This is a genomic window from Legionella lytica, from assembly GCF_023921225.1.
In the GTDB taxonomy this organism is placed as follows: Bacteria; Pseudomonadota; Gammaproteobacteria; order Legionellales; family Legionellaceae; genus Legionella; species Legionella lytica.
In genome coordinates this window covers 1,653,129-1,676,035 of record NZ_CP071527.1, presented here as the reverse complement: position 1 = coordinate 1,676,035, position 22,907 = coordinate 1,653,129, and the positions used below count along the sequence as shown (strand labels likewise).

Here is a 22,907-nt window from a genome sequence, read left to right as displayed (position 1 = left end):
AGATTTTCCTCAAACATCATCCCAAGACTTGAAGCATAGAACCCCGGGATTGCTTCACATTATTCGCTATGACGGCAGTTTTATTGCTTTTAAATAAAGTGACTATACGTAGCGCGTATTAGATAAAGGCGTAATACGGGAAGTTGTGGCACAAATACCCGTATTACGTTTAAACCTACCTAATCCCCGTCTTCATACCCAAACTAGATGGCAATTCATCCGCCATCGCAGTTCCTAAGTTTTTAGTCACACGATCAAAAATGTTTTGCTTATGTGTGTAATCAATTAATGAATCAATTTTAATAACATCACGAGCCACCTGACCACTGCTAGCAAAACCATCAATCAAACCTAAAGGATAAGCTTGCTCACCAGTCCACATAAGTCCTGAGAAGGTATCATTATCAATATGCAGACGACTTCCACGCCCTTCTTTTACACGATTAATAAATTGCTGATGCACTGTATCAAGCATTACTTGTAACTTTTGTTTTTGCTCATCAGTTTCTGGAGAGAATGGATCTAAAAATCCTTTATTTACCCCTGACGTTTGCAGTCTACGGCTAACACCAACCTTATTCATAACATCCACAAAACCAAAACCACTATAAATAACCCCGATTGAACCCACCATACTGGCAGGGCTAGCATAAATATCATCCGCAGCAGCTGCTACGTAATAAGCGGCAGAAGCACACAAATCAACACAAACGGCATAAACTTTAATGTCAGGATACTTGGCGCGATAAAATTTAATGGCATTGTACATATATTCTGCTTGTACAGGGCTCCCACCAGGACTATTAATGCGAATAATTAACGACTTTAATCCTGAATTTTTATATGCTGATTCCATTCCTTTTGCAAAATCATCAGCATTAGCTGGCTTCGCATCAAATATTTCGCCATTTAAATCAATTAAACCCACGTGCGGCTTTGTATTCGTGCCACTTTCTTCATTACTACTAGACATGAATTGATAGGCAATAAAAAGGATTATTAATAAGTACACAACCCGCATAAACCAGCGCCATCGGCGTTTACGCTTTTGCTCTTTTATGTAGTCTATAATGATTTGATTAAGTAAAGCTTGCGGATCAGGATTAGAGTTAGAGTTAGAGTTAGAAGAAATTTCTGTAGTCATATTCATCACTTGAAATAATTAAATTAAACCCCATTTTACGGTAGATAAGATAGAAATAACACCCATAAGATAAGGTGAATAAATATGCGAATGGACAAATTGACCTCAAAATTCCAAATGGCTTTGGCTGATGCTCAATCTTTGGCCTTAGGTGGAGATAATAATTTCATTGAACCAGAGCACCTAATGAAAGCGCTCTTGGATCAACAAGGCGGCAGTTGTCGGCCATTGCTTAGTAAAGCAGGAGTAAATATCTCACTCTTAAGAACCCTTTTAGAACAAGCATTAGATAAGCTCCCTAAAGTGTCGGGGGTTGGTGGTGATGTTCATATCTCCAATTCATTAAATCGGCTCTTGAACCTGACTGATAAAATAGCTCAACAAAAAAAAGATAATTTTATTTCTAGCGAGTTATTTGTCTTAGCAGCAATTAATGAAGAAAATGGTTCTCTAGCTCGTCTCTTAAAACAAGCTGGCGGTGACCCCAAAGCCATTGAAAATGCCATTAATGAGCTTCGTGGGGGGGAAACGGTAAACGATGCGAATGCCGAAGAACAACGTCAAGCGCTAGAAAAATACACCCTAGACTTAACTGCACGTGCCGAGCAAGGTAAGTTAGACCCTGTTATTGGGCGCGATGATGAAATTCGCCGGACCATTCAAGTATTGCAACGACGTACGAAAAATAACCCTGTTTTAATTGGGGAGCCTGGAGTCGGTAAAACAGCTATTGTGGAAGGTTTAGCTCAACGTATCATCAATGGTGAGGTGCCTGAGGGTTTAAAGAATAAACGGCTGTTATCTCTTGATATGGGAGCGTTAATCGCTGGTGCAAAATTCCGTGGGGAGTTTGAGGAGCGCCTTAAAGCTGTACTCAATGATTTGGCGAAACAAGAAGGCCAAATTATTCTATTTATCGATGAAATTCATACAATGGTCGGTGCTGGTAAAGCCGAAGGTGCTATGGATGCTGGAAATATGTTAAAGCCTGCTTTAGCTCGCGGTGAGTTGCATTGTATTGGTGCCACCACCCTAGATGAATATCGCCAGTATATTGAAAAAGATGCAGCTTTAGAGCGTCGCTTCCAGAAAGTTCTCGTTAATGAGCCTAGCGTTGAAGATACTATTGCTATTTTGCGAGGTTTAAAAGAACGCTACGAAGTGCATCATGGGGTAGAAATCACTGACCCGGCAATCGTTGGTGCAGCTACTTTATCCCACCGCTATATCACCGATCGACAATTACCGGATAAAGCGATTGACCTCATCGATGAAGCAGGAAGCCTTATCCGTATGGAAATCGATTCAAAACCGGAAAGTATGGATAAATTAGAGCGTCGCCTTATTCAATTAAAAATTGAGCGTGAAGCACTGAAAAAAGAACATGATGAAGCCTCCAAAAAACGATTGGATGACTTACAAAATACCATTGATGAGCTCGAACAAAGCTACTCCGATCTCGAAGAGATTTGGAAAGCTGAAAAAGCAACAATGCAAGGAGCCACTCAAATTAAAGAGGCCCTAGAGAACGCCAAACAAGAGATGGAAATAGCTCGACGGGCTGGGGATTTGAGCCGTATGTCTGAGTTGCAATATGGACGCATCCCTGAATTAGAAAAGCGCCTCACTCAAGTTGCAGAAGGTGAAGAACATGAAACTAAATTAGTCCGTAATAAAGTCACCGAAGATGAAATTGCTGATGTGGTTTCAAAGTGGACTGGAATTCCTGTTTCTAAAATGATGGAAGGCGAACGAGAAAAACTCTTAAAAATGGAAGAGGTCTTGCATCAACGCCTCATCGGACAAGAGGAAGCGATTAATGCCGTATCCAATGCGATTCGCCGTTCTCGAGCTGGCTTAGCCGATCCCAATCGACCAATAGGTTCCTTCTTATTTTTAGGGCCGACAGGTGTTGGTAAAACGGAATTATGTAAAGCATTAGCTGCTTACCTCTTTGATACTGAAGAGGCTATGATTCGTATTGACATGTCTGAATTTATGGAGAAACACTCTGTTGCACGTTTAATTGGTGCCCCTCCCGGCTATGTTGGTTATGAGGAAGGTGGCTATTTAACAGAGGCAGTAAGACGTCGACCTTATTCAGTTATTTTACTTGATGAGGTAGAAAAAGCGCATACTGATGTGTTTAATATTCTCTTGCAGGTAATGGATGATGGTCGTCTCACAGATGGACAAGGTCGTACTGTTGATTTCCGTAATACAATTATTGTCATGACCTCAAACTTAGGCTCTCATGTCATTCAAGAAATGGGTAGTAAATACAGCTACGAAGAGGTAAAAAATGCAGTTATGGAGCTTGTAGGTCAGCATTTCCGTCCTGAATTTATTAACCGTATTGATGATACTGTCGTGTTCCACTCTTTGGCCAAAGCACAGATCGCTAAAATTGCTGATATCCAAATTGAGCATTTACGTAAACGTTTGAGCCAACAAGAAATTCATCTGGACGTCAGCTCAGAAGCTCTTGCTCATCTGGCAGAAGCTGGGTTTGATCCCGTGTATGGGGCACGTCCTCTAAAACGTACAATTCAACAGCAACTTGAAAATCCATTAGCACAGTCAATACTGTCAGGGAAGTTTCGATCTGGGGATACCATACGTGTTGGTTATCAGGATGGTTTAATGCAGTTTACAGTTTAAAAATTACCTGGTTGCCAGTAACCAAACGTTCTACTTAAGGGGTTCGCTACGCTCATGCCTTCCCGGTTGCAAGCAACCGGGGCTACATTACATAACCAAAGAATGTGCTTTTTCCTCACCCAACATAACGATCAATTGTGTTGTCTGGCTCACCATTGTTTTTGAGGTGCCAAAAAATTTGTAATCTAATTGCACCTCATCTTCAGGCGCTGACGCTTTACTCAAGTCGGTCACATCATCGGCATACGCTTTAAAGGCTTTCAGACAAGCTACCTGAACCTCAATTGTTAGTTTCTCACTAAAACCAAAAGCATTGGTCATTTGTGTAACTAGCTTTTTATCTAGATTTCCTTGCTTCAATAACAAAATATAAGCCCCACAACAAATACTACGGCTGGGATCAGTATTAGAGATCACTAATTCGTTTAAAAATTTACTATGATCATTATTTGCGATGAAGGTTGGATTATTCAATATCCCTTCAAGTAAATATTGTATATGTTCTTTATCATTCGTTTTTTCGGGTTTTGATTGATAATATTGATTAAGGTGTTGCTCAATTAATTCTTTACTTAACAAGCCAAAATTTTTATGGGTCTTAGCCAGGCTCGCACACCATTCATTTATTTCTCGTTCAATAGGCTGATTTTCCTGATCTAGCTTTTTCATTAGCGATTGCAAAAAGTCAATTGCTTCAAATTGTCGAATCATCGATTTTCCACTCTCTTTATGAGTGGCAATCATTTTCTCTAAATTACTTTTGAAATTTGGATCCACCGTACTAAAATGCGGGTAGGTCTGGTATCGTTTCTTTTTGACCTGCTTTTTCTCTTTACCTACTTGTTCCTCAACCTCAACGTCCATCTCCATATTTTCTTGGAATACCTCTAAGGCATTAACTATAGTGTAGTCATCCAGTTTATTAGCCTCACTCAACCCTAATGCACTCTTTATTGCAACATATAAACGGCAATCAGTAGGCTTCCAAAGAGTATTGCGGCTAAACCATGAGTAAAGATTGAGTCTAGACTGATTATATTCATTATATTCAGTCTCAATTCTTAAATAACGATGAATTAGTCCACCTAATAAATAAAGGGTATCTCTTTTTTTATCTTCGGCAGTCGTTTGCGCAGAGCGCCGTATTTCATCAGTCAATTTAGGAAATACGTCGCGATCACTTACTCGATCAGTTTTGCATTGAACAACATACTTATTGACCCGATCCAGTAAAATCAAAAGAGGGTTGTCTGTTATTTCAGATGCATCCTTTTTTTCTGCTTCGGTCATCTCGATTGTATAACGCTCTAAATAATTAGAATATTCTCTCTTTAAATTCTGAATATTAATTCTTAGAAATTCATACCCTACAGTTTTTAATGTCATACAATCTCCTTTTGCTAATACCCTAATTCCTAAGGATTTTCCTCTAAGCCTATACTGATGCTTAGCTTGATATCCTATCCCCTAAAACCGTTTAAGAGCATAGTAAATACCGACGTGTCATTAATCTATAAGGGCACTCTTTTTTTATAACAACCAATCTGAAATATTGCAACTATTAATTTGACTAATTGAACAGAAAAAGAATCATTCGCATTTTTTTTCGTGGGAAAAAATCTATTTTAATGAGGGACAACAGCTAGCTATGCCCCTTGGACAAGCCTTGGGGCATAGTTTTTCTCTTACTCTTTAGCAATGAATACTAGAGTAGCGTGCATCAATAGAGTTGATTAATTGTTGGTGAATACCATTAAATCCGCGATTGCTCATTACTAAAATAGCATCGCCCTCTTGAACACTACTTGTAATTTCCTTAACAATTTCCTCCGTATTCTTACAAACACGATAAGGACAAGTCCAATTACCAATAGTTTCAGTAAGATCAAAATCATGCGGCTCTAATACATAAGCTCCCTGGACTGGCGCTAAAGCTTGCGCCATTTCTGTAGCGTGTACTCCCGTACGCATGGTATATGAAGCAAATTCAAGAACCGCAAAAATACGATGATGTCGATTACTTCGTTTTAAGGCATCAATTGTGCGGGTAATTGCCGTAGGATGATGCGCAAAATCATCATAAACTGTTATCCCATATTTATTTGATTTTACTTCTAATCGTCGTTTAACCGGCGTAAAGCGTTCTAACGCTTCTGCCGCAACTTTAGGATCTACTCCAGCATTAGCACTTGCGGCAAGAGCTGCTAAAGCATTTTCGACATTAAAACGTCCAATTAAGGACCAATTGATTTCTGCTACTTCTTCACCACGATGTAACACTTTGAACGAACTACCATTTTCCTCAATTAGTTGAGCGCTCCATTCTGCATCACCATATAAAGCAAGTTCTTCGACACGTGAGTAAGTACCTCGTTCCAGAACTTCATTCAATGCTTTATCGTCACGTGGTTTAATTGCAACACCATTGGCAGGAATAGTCCGCAATAAATAATGGAACTGTAACTGGATTGCTGCTAAATCAGGGTAAATATCTGCATGATCGAATTCAAGATTATTTAAAATAGCAATCCGTGGACGATAGTGCATAAATTTGGGTCTTTTATCAAAAAAAGCACTGTCGTATTCATCGGCCTCAATAACAAACCATTTACCACTTCCCAGCCGTGCACTGGTTTTAAAATCAGAAGAAACACCACCAATTAAAAACCCAGGATTTAATCCAGCTTGATCTAAGATCCAGGAAACCATAGACGTTGTAGTCGTTTTACCATGAGTTCCTGCAACTGCGATAACCTGATATTTGGATAAAATATTTTCTGCAAACCACTGTGGCCCAGAAGTATAGTTTTTTCCTGCTTCAATGACTGCTTCAAGAACTGGCATACCCCTTTTAATGGCATTGCCGACAATAACTACGTCCGCTTTTAATGCCAAGCTCGCATCCTCATATCCCTCAGTCCAAGTGATCCCTTTAGCGGTTAGCAAATCACTAATTGGGGGATAACAATTAGCATCACTCCCAGTGACCGTGTAGCCTGATTCGCGTGCTAGTAACGCGAGCGCGCTCATAAAGGTCCCGCTTATCCCTAAAATATGTAAATGCATAATTCTCTCATTGTAGTGAAGAAACAGTTAAAATATTAACAGCAATTAAACCAAAAGCAGCGATCACTGATTGTACGGCTGTAATGCTCAGTGCATATTTATAAATATGTGCAGTGATTACAAATTGCCATACAGATAATCCAATACTCATAAATAAATAAATAACACCTAAAAACAAGAGCACAGGGTTTTTTATGTGTATATGCGCTAAATACGGACCAAAAAATACCAATGGTGCTACTAGAATGTGAATAATGATACTAGTATAAAATAATGCTGTAACTGTTTGTACTAATCTTGGAGTAAATCCTTTTAAAAATAATACGGCATAAGTATAAATGACATAAGAAAAAAGCAGGCAAGTAGCAATAGTCAACAACCACCCCAGATCTCCAGAGGAATCGTAATAAGAATAATTCCATTCAATTACCATAATAATGGCTAATACAATTCCACTCAAAAATACTCTAATAATTGAGTAAGGGGTATTTTCAGGGCTTTCCTTTAATAAACAAATATTCCAATATCGGCCCAAAACAAAGTGAATCATTTAAAACCTTCATTTATTATGTGTAGCCTGATTTGCTAAGGTTATTGCTACAGGTTACAGATGAGTTGATTAGGCAATATCTCGACACCTTGTGGAAAAACTCCTCTTTCCATTTGTTAAGTTTAGTCTAGGAAAGCTTCAGAATTCTACTATCTTGATAAAAATATTATGTTTTTTTATATGCGTTGGTTGGCGCAACATTCCGTATTACACTTCATCTAATATGGGTTACAAACTGGATTAAATAACGAAACTGTAGCCCGTATTAGCTCGGTGTAATAAATACCATACAACAAGGATGCGATGGTTAATTAATCTAAATTAAGCTGATCTTTCAACGCCCCTTGCCCTGTTGGGATGGGATTATTCTTTTTCCTAACAATAGTCAGTTGTTGTACGACTGGTTGTTTCCATGGGCCAGAAATCTTATAACTATAAGCAGAAATTTTTTGCATGCCCTGATTAATAATTTTCGTCGCAACCCAAGTGGCAACACCTGCAACCGGACCACCAGCAATTGTTGCCACAATAGGCAAGCTGGCTGTAATGTGTGGAGATATTTTTAAATTCATATCGTAGGTTTGTCTTACTAAATCTAAATCTCCCTTCATGCTTGCATAAGCAACCGGCCCATCAATGTAACTGTCCTGAGTTGTCATTCTTCCTTTACGAACCGAAAAGTTCCCCTGAAAGATATCAAAACTGTATCCTTGGGATGCTAGGTCGCTGAAATCAAGTTGCAATCTTCGTGGTATGGTTTGCAAACTTAAAATACTCAGTAATTTACCTAGATCCAATTTTCCTTCAGTTGATTTGCTCAAATCAGTGATTCTGCCATTCTTAAGTTGTAAAAACATATCGCCGTTTAGTTTCACTAATGAAAAGCCGGCTAAATCACTGTTCCAACCACCTTTAAATTCCAGATAACCTTTTTTGGCGCGAACTGAAGGATTAACCCCCCAACGCTCAAGACTTTTAGCTACATTGCTCATCTCGAGTTTTAAATGGAACGTCGATTGCTCCGCTTTTTTTGTCTGTGTCCATGCACCATCAATATTAAATTGATATACAGGGGAATCAATACGACAATAATTCAATGACCAACGCTTCGCGGTTGACTGGCTTTTTAAAGTCACATCTCCAATAAGGACTGTCCCTACCGATAAGTTATCAATTCGTAAATTAAGATTTGGAATTTGGTCCGGATGAATTTTTTTCGCAGGCTCACCCGACTTAATACCTTTTGTATCGAACTTATCTAAATGTAAGCGTTGAATATGGCCACTCAACTCATTAGCTGGCACACGGTACAATAAATCTGCTGCGACATTTTTTTGGTTCAAGCTAAAAGCCCAATCTCTATTGGATAATAATTTTGCTTTAACAGTCAATGCATCAAATTGCTGTTTCAAAATACTAAACTTATCCAGAGTCACATTAATAATTCTTAGTTTATTAAGTAAGGAAGGACCAGTGTTTTCAGTTGCGGTATATCGATTATATACAGCCTTCCATTCATCTAGATCAAAGCCTTTTAATGATCCAACGATCGCTAACCCTGGCAGTTTTTGGTTAATCGCTTTTGCACTCCCCAAACGTAACTGGCCTGAATCCAAATCTAAAGCGCCATTAGTGGTCTTAAATAATAAGTCCGTGCTGACACGCGCATCATAATTCGATTTTAAACGTATTGATTTATCTGCATTTAAATCCACATTTACTTCTAAAGGAACTGTATCATTATACGCTTTACCAAGTGGTGCAGGTAAATTAACGGCCAAACCTTGTAGTGTAGAAGTTAACTTAATTGTATCTGCTTCAGAGGATTTATTTGCCAATTTCAAAATAGCTTTAACAGGAAAAGAACCATTTAATAAGGCAAGAATTGGTGCATTATGGCGAGTTTTCAAGGAATCAACAGTCCAGGTACCTTCTACAGCAATCGAGGTAGCTGGTTTTGGCGTTTTTACTGACTGAATCTTAATGTTAAGCGGATGCCCCATCGAATTAGCAACTAATGCACTATCACTTACCCCATCATCAGTGAAAAATAATTCACCGGTTACACCCTTTAACCCAAACTTCACCACATCGGACTTTACCGTAATGGCATTGTCTTGAAAGGTTAAATCCCCTTTAGCTAATACTTTGTCGTTTTCTGGATATAACGGAACCTCTAAATTAAGATTCAATTGGGCATAACCTTCGATTGCCAATTGTTTTAGTAGCGTTAATTTACTTTTTAAAGGAGAAGACATCACATAATTCACCATCTTTTGCACGGGGGCATTGATGTTTCCTGTAATAATAAGATTTTCTTTATTATTACCTATATTGTCGATACGTAAATTCATTTGATTAACAGGAACACCTTGAAAATCTGCATTTAGAATAGCAATATTTAAATTACGATTAGTTAATTGAATATCTCCTTCAATGTCCTTAATGATCTTCCATTTAGGATTAATGTAGAGCTCTCCACCACTTGCATGACTGTTAATAGCAAACTCACCATTATGAGCATCAAAAGGAAAGTCTTGAGCCATCCCATTTAAGCTGACAGTTCCACTAAGCTCAGCAATATGCTTCAGATCACGTGTCAGCCAGGTATACAGTTTCGCTTTCATATGCTTTTTAGGGAGAAATGGAGTCCATTGCTCAATATTTTTACCTGAAAACTCTGCATTCAAACGAATAGCACCAACAGAATCTCGCGTTACTTGGTCGACAGCACCCTGCGCACTTAAAGTAAGCTCCGGCATGCTTAGAACAAAGCGATCAATACTAATCCGTAAACCATCACTTAATTCCTTCCAATCGACAGCTCCATTTAGTAAAGTCAAATTCTGCGTGGGGTAACCATGTGCAGCCACCAATGTATTCTCAGAGTCCAGCTCCAAGCGACCTTCCTCAGGCTGCCAATTGACCACACCAGAAAGATTTCTGACTTCAGGTATTTTCGTTTTTGGATTCCCATTCCATCCCAACTGATCAAAACGCGTCAGCACATAAGTAATTTCATTTCCTTGTTCCCATGTTTTGACAGGCTCCGAAGCAGCACTAGTCGAGGATAATTGAGGAATAAGCGGAATACGGAAAGAAGGATCTGCGAGCCTCACCAAAACTTGAGTATCATGCAAAATACCTTGTGGTTTGATCTGCAATAGACTTTGAATACGTTTAGGCCAATTAATCGCATCTGAAAGTAGTGACTCAATAATGATGTTCTTAATAAAAAACTGATACGTTTGTTGTTCTTGATTATATTTGACCAAAAGCTGATTTTCAGGCCAATTTAAACGACCAACTCGCAACTGGATCTGATCCCCATGCAATTGCCAGCCCTGAGTGTCTGGCTTCCAAGACAGGTTTGCAAAAAATGATTGCACTAACTGACTTTTTTCTTTATTGAGCAAACGCCAGGCCAGATGCTCTAATTTTACTTGAGCTTGTACCGATGCAACCGAGCCTTTATGCACATCCATCCAGACCTGTAAGCCCCCTTTCCCACCTTCTAAATGTTCCGTCGCATTGGGAAATAAGCTCTGCCATTGAGCGGGCATAATATTTTGAGCAGAAAAATAAAACTTTCCTTCAATTTCATCAAAATTATCAGGATCAAAATAACCATCCCCAAGTAACTGAAAGTCAGTACTATTAGTTTGTTCCAGTCTAGCACTGCCTTTGAATTTATAATGTCCGCCATTATTTGATACAGAAACATTCAGGCCATCAACAGGAATCAAACCACCATCGCTAAAATGAAAATACATGGAAACACGTTTAATGGTTAAACGTTCTTGCTGGGATAACCAAACTAAAATCTGTTTTGTTTTTTCAGGAGTCATGTCCTCACTATTAAGTGTATCCGTACTAATACCATCAATAGTCCAATGATCGCCTTTTTCTCTTAACGTCAAATGCATGTCATCAATATAAAGAACACCGGGCTGAATCTGCCAGTTCCATATTGATCTAAAAACATTAATTCCTACAAGTAGTTTATTTAAATGAAATGATTTTCTGGAGTCACCGCCCAATGTGACTTGCTTCAACTTAAGTACAGGTTGAAACCAATACCATCCGGTTTCCATAGTTTGAATGGTCACGGGCTGCCCTAAAAGGACTGAAAGATGCTGTTCAACCTCACCTTTATATTGTTTTGCCCAAGGAGTTAACGAGCGAAACACGCTGGACAAAACAGCCATAAGAATAATGAGGATGGCAAGGGTCATCCAAATTTTTTTAATAATCTTATTCACCGTATCCGCTTAATCACTCGTCGTTAAGTTCTCTACTATACCACTGCTTTTGTGCATACTCATCATTTTCTTTCTGTTCTTGGAGGTTCAATTTAGATTTTTGATCTTTTTTAACACGCTCTATTAATAAATTAACACCTTCTTCAGAAATTTTAGCTTGCTTATATGTTGATTCTGCACTTCGCCTTGCCTTGGCTAGCTGAGCTAAATGGCCATTTAATTGCACTAGAGCCATGTCGAGATGACTGATAAAATCAATACGATTACGCAAACGCCTCACATAAGCACCTTGTTCGCCCATTGTTTCTAATTGTTGCAAATAATCTTGCCGATAACCGACTAATTGGTCATGCTTTTCTTTATTTTTACTAAACTGCTCTTGCGCGTATAAAAGTTGTTGATATGCAGTATTCGTCAAATTCTTTTTTATTTCCCATAATTGCGTCAAGCGTTCCAATCGCTGATTCATGAATTAACTCCTACCTAAATGACTTAGCTAACTCGGATAACAAACGGGCACTCTCTTCATAATTAACCTGTTCATTCATTCCCTGTTCCATATATTTCCTGATCTTATCTCGAGCTAAAATTGCCTTATCTAAATTAGGATCGGAACCTTTCACATAAGCCCCTAACAGAATGAAATCTTTATTTTTCTCATAAAGAGACAAATATTTTTTCAACTGTAACATATCTTTCATTTGCTCTTCAGAAACGATAGTTTGCATCACACGGCTAATCGATGCTTCTAGATCAATAGCAGGATATTGCCCTTCCTCTGCTAAAGAACGGCTTAAAACAATATGTCCATCCAAAATAGCTCGTGCAGCATCGGCAATCGGATCTTGTAAATCATCACCTTCCGTTAAGACCGTATAAAATGCGGTAATTGACCCGCTTCCCGGCTCACCATTTCCTGCTCGTTCAACCAATTTGGGGAGTTTGGTAAATACCGAAGGAGGATAGCCTTTAGTTGCAGGCGCCTCACCGATAGATAAGGCTATTTCGCGCTGTGCCTGGGCAAAACGTGTCAAAGAATCCATCAACAAAAGCACATGTTTTCCCTGATCGCGGAAATACTCCGCAATACTGGTAGCAACCTTTGCACCATGCAACCGTCTTAATGGGCTTTCATCAGCAGGAGCTGCAACAACAACAGCTCGTTTTAAACCTTCCTCCCCAAGACTGCACTCAATAAATTCTTTAACCTCACGGCCTCGCTCACCAATTAAACCGACGACAACCACATCAGCTTTTGTAAAACGCGTCATCATGCCTAACAGTACTGATTTACCAACCCCACTTCCTGCAAAAAGGCCTATTCGCTGACCACGCCCAACGGTGAGTAAACCATTAATTGCGCGTATTCCAACGTCCATATAAGTATCAATAGCCGCTCGTTTGAGCGGATTAATTACTGCAGACTCTAAGGGGTAAGTTTCTGTTAGCTCAATAGGAGCTGCTTCATCAATAATCGCACCTGAACCATTGACAATACGTCCTAATAAAGGCCAGCCCACCTCAATTCGAGCAACACGACCAGTAGGCGCAATGATCATACCTGGTGCAAGCCCCTGAATGGCGCCAATTGACATTAAGTAAGTGCGATCCTGACCAAAACCAACAACTTCAGCCTCAATTGAGTGGGATTCATTAACATTAATAAAGCAGCGAGCCCCTACTGGTTGATTAAAGCCTTTTGCTTCTAAAGTAAGCCCCACAGCACGACTTATTCGTCCACAATGTAATAAACCAGAGTGCTCTTGAGTACGCACATCAGACATTATTTTTACCAAGCGAGATTCATACTGTTCCATAACTTAATCCTGAACCTTCATTGGCATTAAATTATCTTTCGTAATGTACTTAGAGAAAAGAGTAGCAAAGCGGGTATGAATCCGGCCGTCTAACTCACTATGCTCACCTTTTAAATAAAAATCACCTCGATTTAATGTAGGATCTGCAGCCAAGATTTCATGTAATCCAGGAAGCTCATTTTCTTCGATTTCAGCCTTAAGCCACTCGACATCTGATGGATGCATAGCCAGCATGCGATGATTATTCAAAGTAGGTAATTCGGTTTTAATTTCATTAAGTAAATCCCGTAATTTTTCAGGGTTTACGGATAACTCAACAGCAATACAATGTTGGCTCAGCCAGAGAATTGTTTGTAATGTTTCCTGGATAACGTGTTCATCTAAAAGTTTTACTGGATTTTTAACTAAATCAAGCCAACGGATAAGCTCTTCCTTTTTTTTATCTATTTCTACTTGGGCTTGTTGTAATCCTTGCTCATAGCCTTTTTGTATTGCTTCTTGCTTTAAACGTTCGCATTCAGCGCGAAAGAGTTCTCGCTCATCAACAGCTGGAGCTTCCTCTTCTTTTTTTTGCGTTGATTGATAATCCCAGACACTAAAATCATCATTAGTTTGCTTTGTATGATAAGGCTCAAATTTATTTGCCATGTAAAACCCTTAGTCCCTTATATTTCGCCTGTTGCGAACGCAACGGTGAAATTTAAAAACCTAGTAAACGCTAATGGCGCCAACTTGTCTAATGTAAGCCGGGCTGCCGCAGAGCCGAGCCTATATTCTATCCCGCACAACGCGTACACTCGCCTTCGAAAATTAAATCATCTCATCCCCACCTTTAGAGCCTAATGCAATCTTCCCTTCTTCTGCTAAGCTCTTAGCGATTGTAAGAATATCTCGTTGTGCCCGTTCTACATCCACAACCTTAACCGGGCCTTGAAGATCAATATCTTCACGCAACAGGTCAGCTGCACGTTTGGACATATTAGTATATATTTTCTCTTTGGTTATTTCGGTTGTACCTTTTAAAGCTAACTTCAATAACTCTTGAGATACATCACGTAACAAAGTTTGTACGCTGCGATCGTCCATATCGACTAAATTCTCAAACACAAACATTTTATCGCGAATTTTTTCACTTAAATCCGAATCCCATTCTTTAATTTTATCCAGGACCTCTTCTTCCATCGCACCATCAAAATAGTTAATAACATCAGCGACGCTTTTGATTCCACCAACAGAAGCTGATTTACTCACCTTTTGCCCGCTAAGTTGTTTTTCAATTACCTGTCCAAGCTCACTAATAGCTTCTGGTTTTACAGTATCAATATTACACATTCGTAATAAAACTTCTGAGCGTTTTTCCATGCTAAAATAACTAACTACTTCGGCAGCCTGCTCACTATCCAAATGAATCAAAATGGTTGCAATAATTTGCGGATGTTCATTTCGAATAACATCAGCAATTAACCGTCCATCTAACCATTTCAAACGATTAAGACCACTGTCTTTATCCGACACCAAAATACGGTCGATAAATGGCGTTGCCTTTTCTAGTCCCAAGGCTTCTATAAGTATGGTTCTTAAATAATGCTCTGTATCAACAGCCAAACTCGTCTGGTCACCGATAGCACTAGTAAAGTCAGCTAAAACATTTTGCATTTTTGTTTTACTGACATTATTTAGTGCAGCCATTGCCATTCCAACTTTCTGCACCTGTCGAGGTTCTAAATGCCTTAAAACCTCAGCTGCATTTTTCTCCCCCATACTGAGAAGCAGTATGGCCGCACGCTCTATTCCATCCATCGCTTATCCTCGATCAACCCAAGTTTTAACTACCTGCGCAACACGCTTGGGTTCTTTATCAACAACTTGGCGTAGTAAATTTAATTGTGACTCATAATCATGGGCATCACCTACATTAATTCCGTCATCAAAAGGCAATTCGCCTCGAGTCTCTGGCTGCTCTTCAAGATAAGGCAGATCCCCACCCGCTCCTTTATTACTTGCCAGGGTTTTAAGCATTGGCCTTAAAACCCCAAAGATTATTGACAAGATAAACAGTGCGCCAACAACTTGCTTGACGATGGACCAGAAGATTTCTTTTTGCCAAAAACGTTCTTCAGGGAGAGGCGCTATAGGATCTGGCTTCACAAAATCACTATTGATTACATTCAAGCTATCACCACGTTTAGCATTTAAACCAATCGCATCAGCCACCAACAGCTTGATTTGATCGATCTCCTTGGCAGTTAAAGCTTTCTTAGTCATCTTCTTAGTTTTTTCATCCATTACTGCAGGATTATCTACTAAGACAGCTACCGACAAGCGCTTAATCGAGCCAGGCTGATTTCTAGTGTGACTAATGGTTTTATCCAACTCAAAGTTCTTAGTGCTTTGCGTACGTACATCAGTATTTTGAGTCGTCTCTGCTGATTGCTGTCCTTGCCCTTGCGGATTAGCTGGAGCATTTGGATTCTTACCTGTAAGTGCTGGATTTGACTGCGGTGTATTAGATAATGAACCAGGAACTCCCTGTGCATCACTATTCGCATTGCGTTTCTCTTGCAGTGTTTGTTCACTACGCAAAGAAGATTGTTCTGGGTTGAATAGCTCCTGGGTTTGCTCGTAGCTGGTAAAATCGACGTCAGCAGATACTTTAGCGCGCACACGACCATAGCCTAATAATGGTGTCAGAATATCTTGAATTTTTTGCGCATATTGACGCTCAAGATTCTGTCTGTAATCCAGGAAACGCTCGGTATCAGTAAAGAAGCTCTGCCCACCACCCTCATTCAATAATTGACCATCCTGATCCACAACCGTAACACGACTTGCTGCTAAATTAGGAATACTGGAGGCGACCAAATTCACGATCGCTGCGATGGTTTGCTTTTTAAGCTCAAGCCCTGAATAGACATCAATGAAAACTGATGCGCTAGGCTGCTGTGTATCACGAACAAACGCAGATTCACGTGGGATAGCTAGGTGCACACGAGCTGCTTTAATGTCATTAAATTTACTAATAGTTCGAGCTAACTCTGCTTCCAACGCTTGCTTGTAGCGCGCAACCTCCATGAACTGGCTGCTATTAAATGCATTACCACTGGTGAATAGCTCCTCAGAACCCACCGGATCGCGTGGTAAGCCTTCAGCAGCTAACTTAAGGCGCGTGCCTTGTAGTTTTTCTGAGGGGATTAAAATGGTACTGTTATTGTTATCAATTTTGAACTCAATACCATTGCGCTCAAGAGCCGATACGACTTCAGCAGTGTCTCGGGCATTCATTTGAGTATATAGAGGAACATAATTAGGGTCGCGAGACCATAAAACCACTGCCAAACCTATAGCAACACTCGCCGCCAAACCAACTAATAAGCCAATTTGTCGTGGTATAGATAAGCTTGCAAATTTTGCTGCCACCATTGAAGCATTATCAGCCAATGCCATACGAAACTCCTGTAAAATCTACCCTGTAAAATAACTTGGGAGTTATGATTTGTCTATACTGGCATGCCCATAATGTCTTGATATGCTTGTAAAAATTTATTTCTGACTCGTAAAGCAGCCTCAAGTCCAATATTTGACTTTTGAGTTGCGATCATTACTTCGCCAATACTTACCTTGGGGTCACCAAGTTCAAAACGGCTTTTTAAAGAATCGGCGTTATTACTTAAATCACTCACTTGATTTAAAGCATTCTTAAAAATTGCACTGAATGAGGATTGATTTGCTTCCCTATCGACTATTGCGCCTTCAGCCTTTGCTGCCATTGATTGCATTTGATCAAATAGGCCAACGGTATTAATGTCATTCATTCCTTCGTCTTCCTCTACATAACGTACTTATTATATCTATAAAACTTAAACCTCGAACGCATTTAGTCCCTAAAACGCTCTCTGTTTAGCTCCGCCTAAAAACATGGTAACTATTCAGCTTAGTTCACTGAAAAATCAGGTTTAACATACTTTGAACGCAAACCTAATTTTCACTAACATACTAACATGAATGCTATACAACATACCCTTCTTCACGCATTTTTGCTAGCTTATAACGTAAAGTTCTCTCACTAACTCCTAATAATGAGGCAACTTTTTGTCGGTTCCCATTATTTTCCATTAAAGTTTTAACAATTAGTTCAAATTCATGCACTTGCAAATTTTTACTGCTCGCTGCCACAACCTCGATTTCTTGAATTTCGATTGATGTAAGTTGTAAATGCTCTACTTCAATAATACCTTGTGTTTGTAATACTAAAGCGCGTTGAATGACATTATCTAATTCACGTGTATTTCCAGGCCAAGCATATGCAAGCATAGATTTTTGTGCTGTAGGACTAATTACAGGCACAATTGGTTGTTTATGGTTGCAGTGCTTACGAATTAAGTAATTAGCAAGAGGAATAATGTCATTTTTCCGCTCTCTTAAAGGATGCCACTGTAATGGAAATACATTTAGGCGATAAAACAAGTCCTCTCGAAAACGACCCGCTTGAACTTCATCCTTTAATTGTCTATTGGTTGTCGCAAGAATTCGCACATCCAAACTAATCGTTTTATTCGAGCCAATGCGTTCCACTTCCTTTTCTTGCAGAACCCGCAATAATTTGGCCTGCAGGCTTAAAGGCATTTCACTTACTTCATCAAGAAGCAAAGTCCCGCCTTGAGCCTGCTCAAATTTACCTGGGGTTGATTTATAGGCCCCTGTAAATGAGCCTTTCTCATAGCCAAATAAAGTAGCCTCTAGCATTTGCTCAGGAATTGCCGCGCAGTTTATAGCAATAAACGGTTTTTTCTTACGCGTGGAATGATCGTGGATAAAATGAGCTAGTACTTCCTTTCCCGTTCCACTTTCCCCGCTAATCATGACTCCTACGTCAGATTGGGCAACTTTTAATGCCATAGATAATAAAGCTTGGCTTTTTGGATCTTGGGCAATAGGCTCGCCACTATCGTCTTCATCCGGTCCAACCTTAATGAACTGATTAATTTTTTCAATGAGAACTTGAGCGCTAAAAGGCTTTTGTAAATAGTCGACAGCCCCCCTACGCATCGCATCAACAGCATCTTGGACTGAGCCATAAGCCGTCATCAAAATAACTGGCAAGCCAGGGCGTTTTCGTTGAATTTCATTCAGTAATTGATTGCCGTCCAGACCATCCATACGTATGTCAGTCAGCACAACTGCTGGATTATGCAATTCAAGTAGCACAAGAGCCTCTTTACCATCCTTAGCGGTAATGTAGGTATGCCCTGCAATGGTCATTGTTTCAGCTAAGGCTTCTCTTAAGACTGGATCATCTTCAACAATTAGAACATGACTCATAATAAAAATCCCTTTTTCCAAGCTAAAGTCCCTTACATTTCAACTCGTTCTACAGAAAAAATGTAAACAACTTCTGATTTTATCTTAAGGCTTACGCATCATCTTAAAAACTGAATTTTAAGATTATGGCAAATACAAATTAACCTGCGTACCTACCCCTTCCATAGATTCTAAACTCACGGTTCCTCCATGAGCCTTTACGACTGCAAAAACTACAGCTAAACCTAAACCAGTTCCTTGGGCCTTTGTCGTATAAAAAGGTGAAAAAGCATGACTTTTCACTTCCTCAGACATTCCTTTACCATTGTCTTCAACTGATATATGAATACCTAAATTATCCATTGATGCAAGAGTTAAGTAAACCTCTGTTGCCCCAGATTGTATTGCGTTAATTATTAAGTTTAAAACGGCTCCAATTAACGATTCTCCATGAATCATCCCTTCTTGGGAAATTAATTGGTTATTTACCTCAAACAATACCGAATGTGATGTAACATAAGGTTGCGCCCTCTGGATTAACTGTGAACACCAATAACTCATATCCATCCGTGTAGGCTCTATAGTAGTTCCCCGAGCAAATAACAACAAATCCTGAATCTGCTGTTCGATGCTACTATGACACTCCTTCAATCTTTGAAGCCAATTTTGTGTTCGCTCATCAATACCAGTGAGACTATGCAAATGATCAGTAAATAACATCGCAGAAGCTAAAGGCGTTCTGATCTGATGCGCTAATTGCGCGGTCATCGTACCAATAGAAACCAAACGCTTATCATTTTCTTTTGCTTTCTCATAATCACGCGTTGTGGTTACATCAGTCAAGCTAATTAAAATGCCAGGTAAACTATCTAAAGTAGCAAGAGCAGCATGCACACGCCGCCCATCAACCAAAGAAACCTCATGCCCATCATCTGCGCGTGGAGCAAAAGCACGTAATAAAACATCCAACCATAAAGATCCAAATAAACCATAACCCAGCATTGCCTCCGCAGGAGGATTCAACCAAACAATCCGGCCTTGAGAATTAATAATAACTAAAGCAGTCGGAAGGCTCGACAAAATATCCCATTCAGATATAGGCATCTGAGGCCTTACTGCACAAGTTTGGTAATTTGAATAATGCATACTGGACATTATGATTATACGAATCTAAAGACTGTAACAAATTTTAAATAGAAAGCAAAATGCTTTTAAAATCATAGAATTATTTTTAAATGTTCTGTGATTATTAATTGAACAAAGCACAGAAAAATAAATAGGATTTAAGCTTTTATCGTTTATTTTATATTAAAAAATGTGATGGTTTGGATGAGTGCTAGAGAGGACTCCTAATATTACTGCATCATTGACAGGTATTTTCAACTCGATTATTTAAATCCAGTATGAAGCACTGTCGTCCCGCGAGAGAAATCACTATTTAATAAAATTAGACACAAAAAAACAAATAAATCAATTAATGATCAATGAGCATAATCTATAATCATAATTATTGGGATTCATTATGATTGGATTAAAATGATCGAACGAGTCACGGCCCTACTAAAAAAAGTAACGTCTTGGTATGAAAAACGTAATACTGAGCAAGCAGTGAAAATGCTTTAGGGGTCCTGTGGAAGAACTGACAAAAAGTGGGATTTCAGGAAAACCCCAACAATTAATTCGGTTTTAATTAAAGCGCTAGGAAATAAAAATAATAGCCATTGATATGTATTATTTCCATGGTTTTGGTGTTGTGTGCAAAGGACTAAATTTTTCTCTTTCTTTTGCCTTAGATGACTCTGTAGGTGCCATATATCCTGGCTCAGGTCGCCTCATTTCTCTAACATGATCTCTATATTGGTTTGTTTTTTCTTTCTCGGATATTAACTGTGGTGTTGGTTTAGGGAGCAACGTTCGCAACGCCGTTGGTTTATCAGCTTGCCAAGAGTCGTAATTATGGTCTCCTCTTTTAATTTCTGTTTTTACAATATGTCCACGTTCGGCTAACTGTAAACTCAACCCCTTGTTTAATGTAATTGCTCCAGGGAATGATTCACCATTTAAACTAGGAGTTTTACCTTCCTCAATTTCACCACCACTTAGATAAAATTTTATTGGCAAGCCATCTTTATGAGGTATTTTACTCAACCACGCCATCGCCGTTGCTTGTTTAGTTGTTTCAAGTATTGATGTTTTGGCTGCCTTTCCCCACTCCTCAAATTTATCAAATCCTTTCCAATCTTTATTCCACCAGAAAGCACCTGATTGAGAAAGAACATTACCAAATGTTTCAGGATTTGTAAGTGCAGCATGTGTTGCTGCAAGCCCACCAAAGCTGGTGCCACCTATTGTTGTTTGTTCTCGGCGTTTACTACATCCAAATGGAGGTTCTTGAAGCAGAGGGACAAGTTTATTACTTAAAAAATCAGCGAATTCTTTATTACAAGCGTACTCACCTATCCTATCCTCCGGTGCAGGAATATATACAGTGACTTGTGGAGATATTTGTTTCTTTTTACACAACTCATCTAAAATTGCAGGGGTAGATTTAACAGAATCCCCTGGCCGCATTTCTTGTTCGCCATCCATGAGTATTAAAACTCCTGGTTGAGTTTCAGTAGAGGGTGGCTGATGAATATAAAGAATGCGATCACCTTCCATTGTTTCTTCCACCGTGTCTTTAGGTATCAGACTACCCAAAGCATCAGCATTAATCTTCCCCTTGGAGTCGCGAGCTTGTCTATATATATAGGCAATAGGTTCAGGCATGGTCTTTCTCTGGTTTTGTTTTGTAAGAATTATTCTATTATTATAGTAACTATACGGAGCTTTGTTTCCTATCCCTGGTTAGAAGCAGGTATCCATCGATACAAAGTTGGTATAGATATCCCAAGATTTTGTGCAACATCCCGAGGTAACGAGCCAGAAGACAGTAATTGTTTAGCCGACTCAATTTTGCTTTGAGTCATTTTTCGTTTACGACCACCAACTCTACCTTTTGCTTTCGCAGCAGCTAAGCCCGCTTTAGTTCGTTCGGCCATTAATTCACGTTCCATTTGTGCAAGGCTTGCCATAACATGAAAAAAGAAACGGCCTGCTGGTGTGGACGTATCGACATTATCGGTAATGCTTTTAAAGTGGATTTCTTTCTGATGCAAATGATTAACTAAGTCAATCAATCCTTTAACAGTTCGTCCTAATCGATCTAATTTCCAAACAACCAAAGTGTCATTTTTTCTCAATACTTCAAGAGCTAGATCGAGACCTGGGCGATTTGCTTTGGTTCCTGATATGTGATCTTGATATAGCTTCTCACAGCCCACTTCCTTCAATGCAGAAAGTTGAAGTTCCAGATTTTGATCAATTGTTGAAACACGCGCATAACCAACCAACATAACAAATCCTCTATGATAAAACCCAGCGACCCTTTTGTTTGATTGCATCGTGCATCGCATCTGGTGCTAAGTCAATTTCTCCAGGCCAAGTTAATACCCCATATTCAAGATGGGCTTGATTAAAGACGTCTCTATCTTTAAGTGCAGCAAAAATGCCCGCTCGCTCACTCATTATTAATGTAATCATTTCAACAAAACCATGTGTGCCATCATTGAATTCGACTTCAATTTCATAATTTTGTAGTGGTTTTACTTTTGTTAAACGCCAAGGAGCAGTGCATACTATTCCAGGGGCGATATTTTCTTTGGTGACTGATTTTGTTCGCATAATGTCCAATCCTCAAGTAACTCTGCGCGGTGTGCAAATGCCCATTCCAATACTAAAGCCAATGCTCGACGAGGCATAGAGCCCCTAATTACTTCAAGTGTATGTATATCAATGAGCACTTCATATTCTGCATATAAGGCATGAAAGTGAGGTGGCGCATGATCACCCCAAAACATTTGAATCAGTATTCCATAAAATGCACTAATTGTTGGCATTTACTCGTTGTCCTCTTTTCTCAAAACTCATATCAAGTATAATGCAGTAAGAAAGCAATATCAAGAATGGTTATTGAGAATAACAGAATCCAATAAAAACGGGGATCTACCCTAACGTAGTTTAATCTACTCAAAAACGAACGTTTTCAATAATAGGTATCCAAGTAATTA

At 39.2% G+C, this 22,907-nt stretch carries 18 protein-coding genes; 1 reads left to right on the top strand and 17 read right to left on the bottom strand.

What is annotated here, in order from left to right; genetic code table 11:
• Window positions 1–175: 175 nt before the first annotated feature.
• Window positions 176–1,144 (bottom strand): S49 family peptidase, encoded by a 969-nt coding sequence (locus J2N86_RS07430; protein WP_407658954.1) that lies wholly within the window; start codon window positions 1,142–1,144, stop codon window positions 176–178.
• Window positions 1,145–1,228: 84 nt separating this feature from the next.
• Here J2N86_RS07430 and clpB point away from each other — a divergent pair, with 84 nt between their 5' ends.
• Window positions 1,229–3,805: an ATP-dependent chaperone ClpB gene (clpB, locus tag J2N86_RS07425; RefSeq protein WP_252578703.1), complete on the top strand. Its 2,577-nt coding sequence runs from the start codon at window positions 1,229–1,231 to the stop codon at window positions 3,803–3,805.
• An 87-nt stretch (window positions 3,806–3,892) separates the two neighbouring features.
• On the opposite strand, the gene J2N86_RS07420 is transcribed toward clpB, so the two are convergent.
• From J2N86_RS07420 to J2N86_RS07345, 16 genes are all read right to left on the bottom strand, one after another.
• Entirely contained in the window at window positions 3,893–5,191 is a 1,299-nt protein-coding gene (locus tag J2N86_RS07420; protein WP_252578702.1) for a hypothetical protein, read from the bottom strand.
• Window positions 5,192–5,497: 306 nt separating this feature from the next.
• Window positions 5,498–6,871: a UDP-N-acetylmuramate:L-alanyl-gamma-D-glutamyl-meso-diaminopimelate ligase gene (mpl, locus tag J2N86_RS07415; RefSeq protein ID WP_252578701.1), complete on the bottom strand. Its 1,374-nt coding sequence runs from the start codon at window positions 6,869–6,871 to the stop codon at window positions 5,498–5,500.
• A gap of 7 nt (window positions 6,872–6,878) precedes the next feature.
• Window positions 6,879–7,421: a hypothetical protein gene (locus tag J2N86_RS07410; protein ID WP_252578699.1), complete on the bottom strand. Its 543-nt coding sequence runs from the start codon at window positions 7,419–7,421 to the stop codon at window positions 6,879–6,881.
• A 311-nt stretch (window positions 7,422–7,732) separates the two neighbouring features.
• Complete coding sequence (locus J2N86_RS07405) at window positions 7,733–11,683, bottom strand: YhdP family protein (RefSeq protein WP_289781823.1); 3,951 nt, start codon at window positions 11,681–11,683, stop codon at window positions 7,733–7,735.
• A 13-nt stretch (window positions 11,684–11,696) separates the two neighbouring features.
• Window positions 11,697–12,152 carry a flagellar export protein FliJ gene (gene fliJ / locus J2N86_RS07400; protein WP_252578698.1) on the bottom strand — a complete coding sequence of 152 codons (456 nt, stop codon included), beginning with the start codon at window positions 12,150–12,152 and terminating at the stop codon, window positions 11,697–11,699.
• A gap of 10 nt (window positions 12,153–12,162) precedes the next feature.
• On the bottom strand, window positions 12,163–13,500 hold the full coding sequence (gene fliI, locus J2N86_RS07395) for a flagellar protein export ATPase FliI (protein WP_252578696.1): 1,338 nt from the start codon (window positions 13,498–13,500) through the stop codon (window positions 12,163–12,165).
• Between the two features lie 3 nt (window positions 13,501–13,503).
• The gene (locus J2N86_RS07390; protein ID WP_252578695.1) at window positions 13,504–14,148 is read right to left on the bottom strand and encodes a flagellar assembly protein FliH; all 645 of its coding nucleotides are present in this window, start codon (window positions 14,146–14,148) and stop codon (window positions 13,504–13,506) included.
• A gap of 162 nt (window positions 14,149–14,310) precedes the next feature.
• Window positions 14,311–15,300, bottom strand: coding sequence for a flagellar motor switch protein FliG (fliG, locus tag J2N86_RS07385; RefSeq protein WP_252578694.1), 990 nt, complete (start codon window positions 15,298–15,300; stop codon window positions 14,311–14,313).
• A gap of 3 nt (window positions 15,301–15,303) precedes the next feature.
• A complete protein-coding gene (gene fliF, locus J2N86_RS07380; protein ID WP_252578693.1) occupies window positions 15,304–16,944 on the bottom strand; it encodes a flagellar basal-body MS-ring/collar protein FliF in 1,641 nt (546 codons plus the stop codon).
• Window positions 16,945–16,997: 53 nt separating this feature from the next.
• Window positions 16,998–17,312 (bottom strand): flagellar hook-basal body complex protein FliE, encoded by a 315-nt coding sequence (fliE, locus tag J2N86_RS07375; protein ID WP_252578692.1) that lies wholly within the window; start codon window positions 17,310–17,312, stop codon window positions 16,998–17,000.
• 193 nt (window positions 17,313–17,505) lie between these two features.
• A complete protein-coding gene (locus J2N86_RS07370; protein WP_252578691.1) occupies window positions 17,506–18,819 on the bottom strand; it encodes a sigma-54-dependent transcriptional regulator in 1,314 nt (437 codons plus the stop codon).
• Between the two features lie 123 nt (window positions 18,820–18,942).
• Window positions 18,943–19,944: a sensor histidine kinase gene (locus J2N86_RS07365; RefSeq protein WP_322790900.1), complete on the bottom strand. Its 1,002-nt coding sequence runs from the start codon at window positions 19,942–19,944 to the stop codon at window positions 18,943–18,945.
• 585 nt (window positions 19,945–20,529) lie between these two features.
• The gene (locus J2N86_RS07360) at window positions 20,530–21,567 is read right to left on the bottom strand and encodes an alpha/beta hydrolase (RefSeq protein WP_252578688.1); all 1,038 of its coding nucleotides are present in this window, start codon (window positions 21,565–21,567) and stop codon (window positions 20,530–20,532) included.
• Between the two features lie 68 nt (window positions 21,568–21,635).
• Entirely contained in the window at window positions 21,636–22,193 is a 558-nt protein-coding gene (locus tag J2N86_RS07355; RefSeq protein WP_252578687.1) for a recombinase family protein, read from the bottom strand.
• A gap of 10 nt (window positions 22,194–22,203) precedes the next feature.
• Complete coding sequence (locus J2N86_RS07350) at window positions 22,204–22,521, bottom strand: DUF2442 domain-containing protein (protein ID WP_252578686.1); 318 nt, start codon at window positions 22,519–22,521, stop codon at window positions 22,204–22,206.
• Entirely contained in the window at window positions 22,476–22,736 is a 261-nt protein-coding gene (locus tag J2N86_RS07345) for a DUF4160 domain-containing protein (RefSeq protein ID WP_252578685.1), read from the bottom strand. Before J2N86_RS07345 ends, J2N86_RS07350 begins: the two co-directional genes overlap by 46 nt.
• Between the last annotated feature and the right edge of the window lie 171 nt (window positions 22,737–22,907).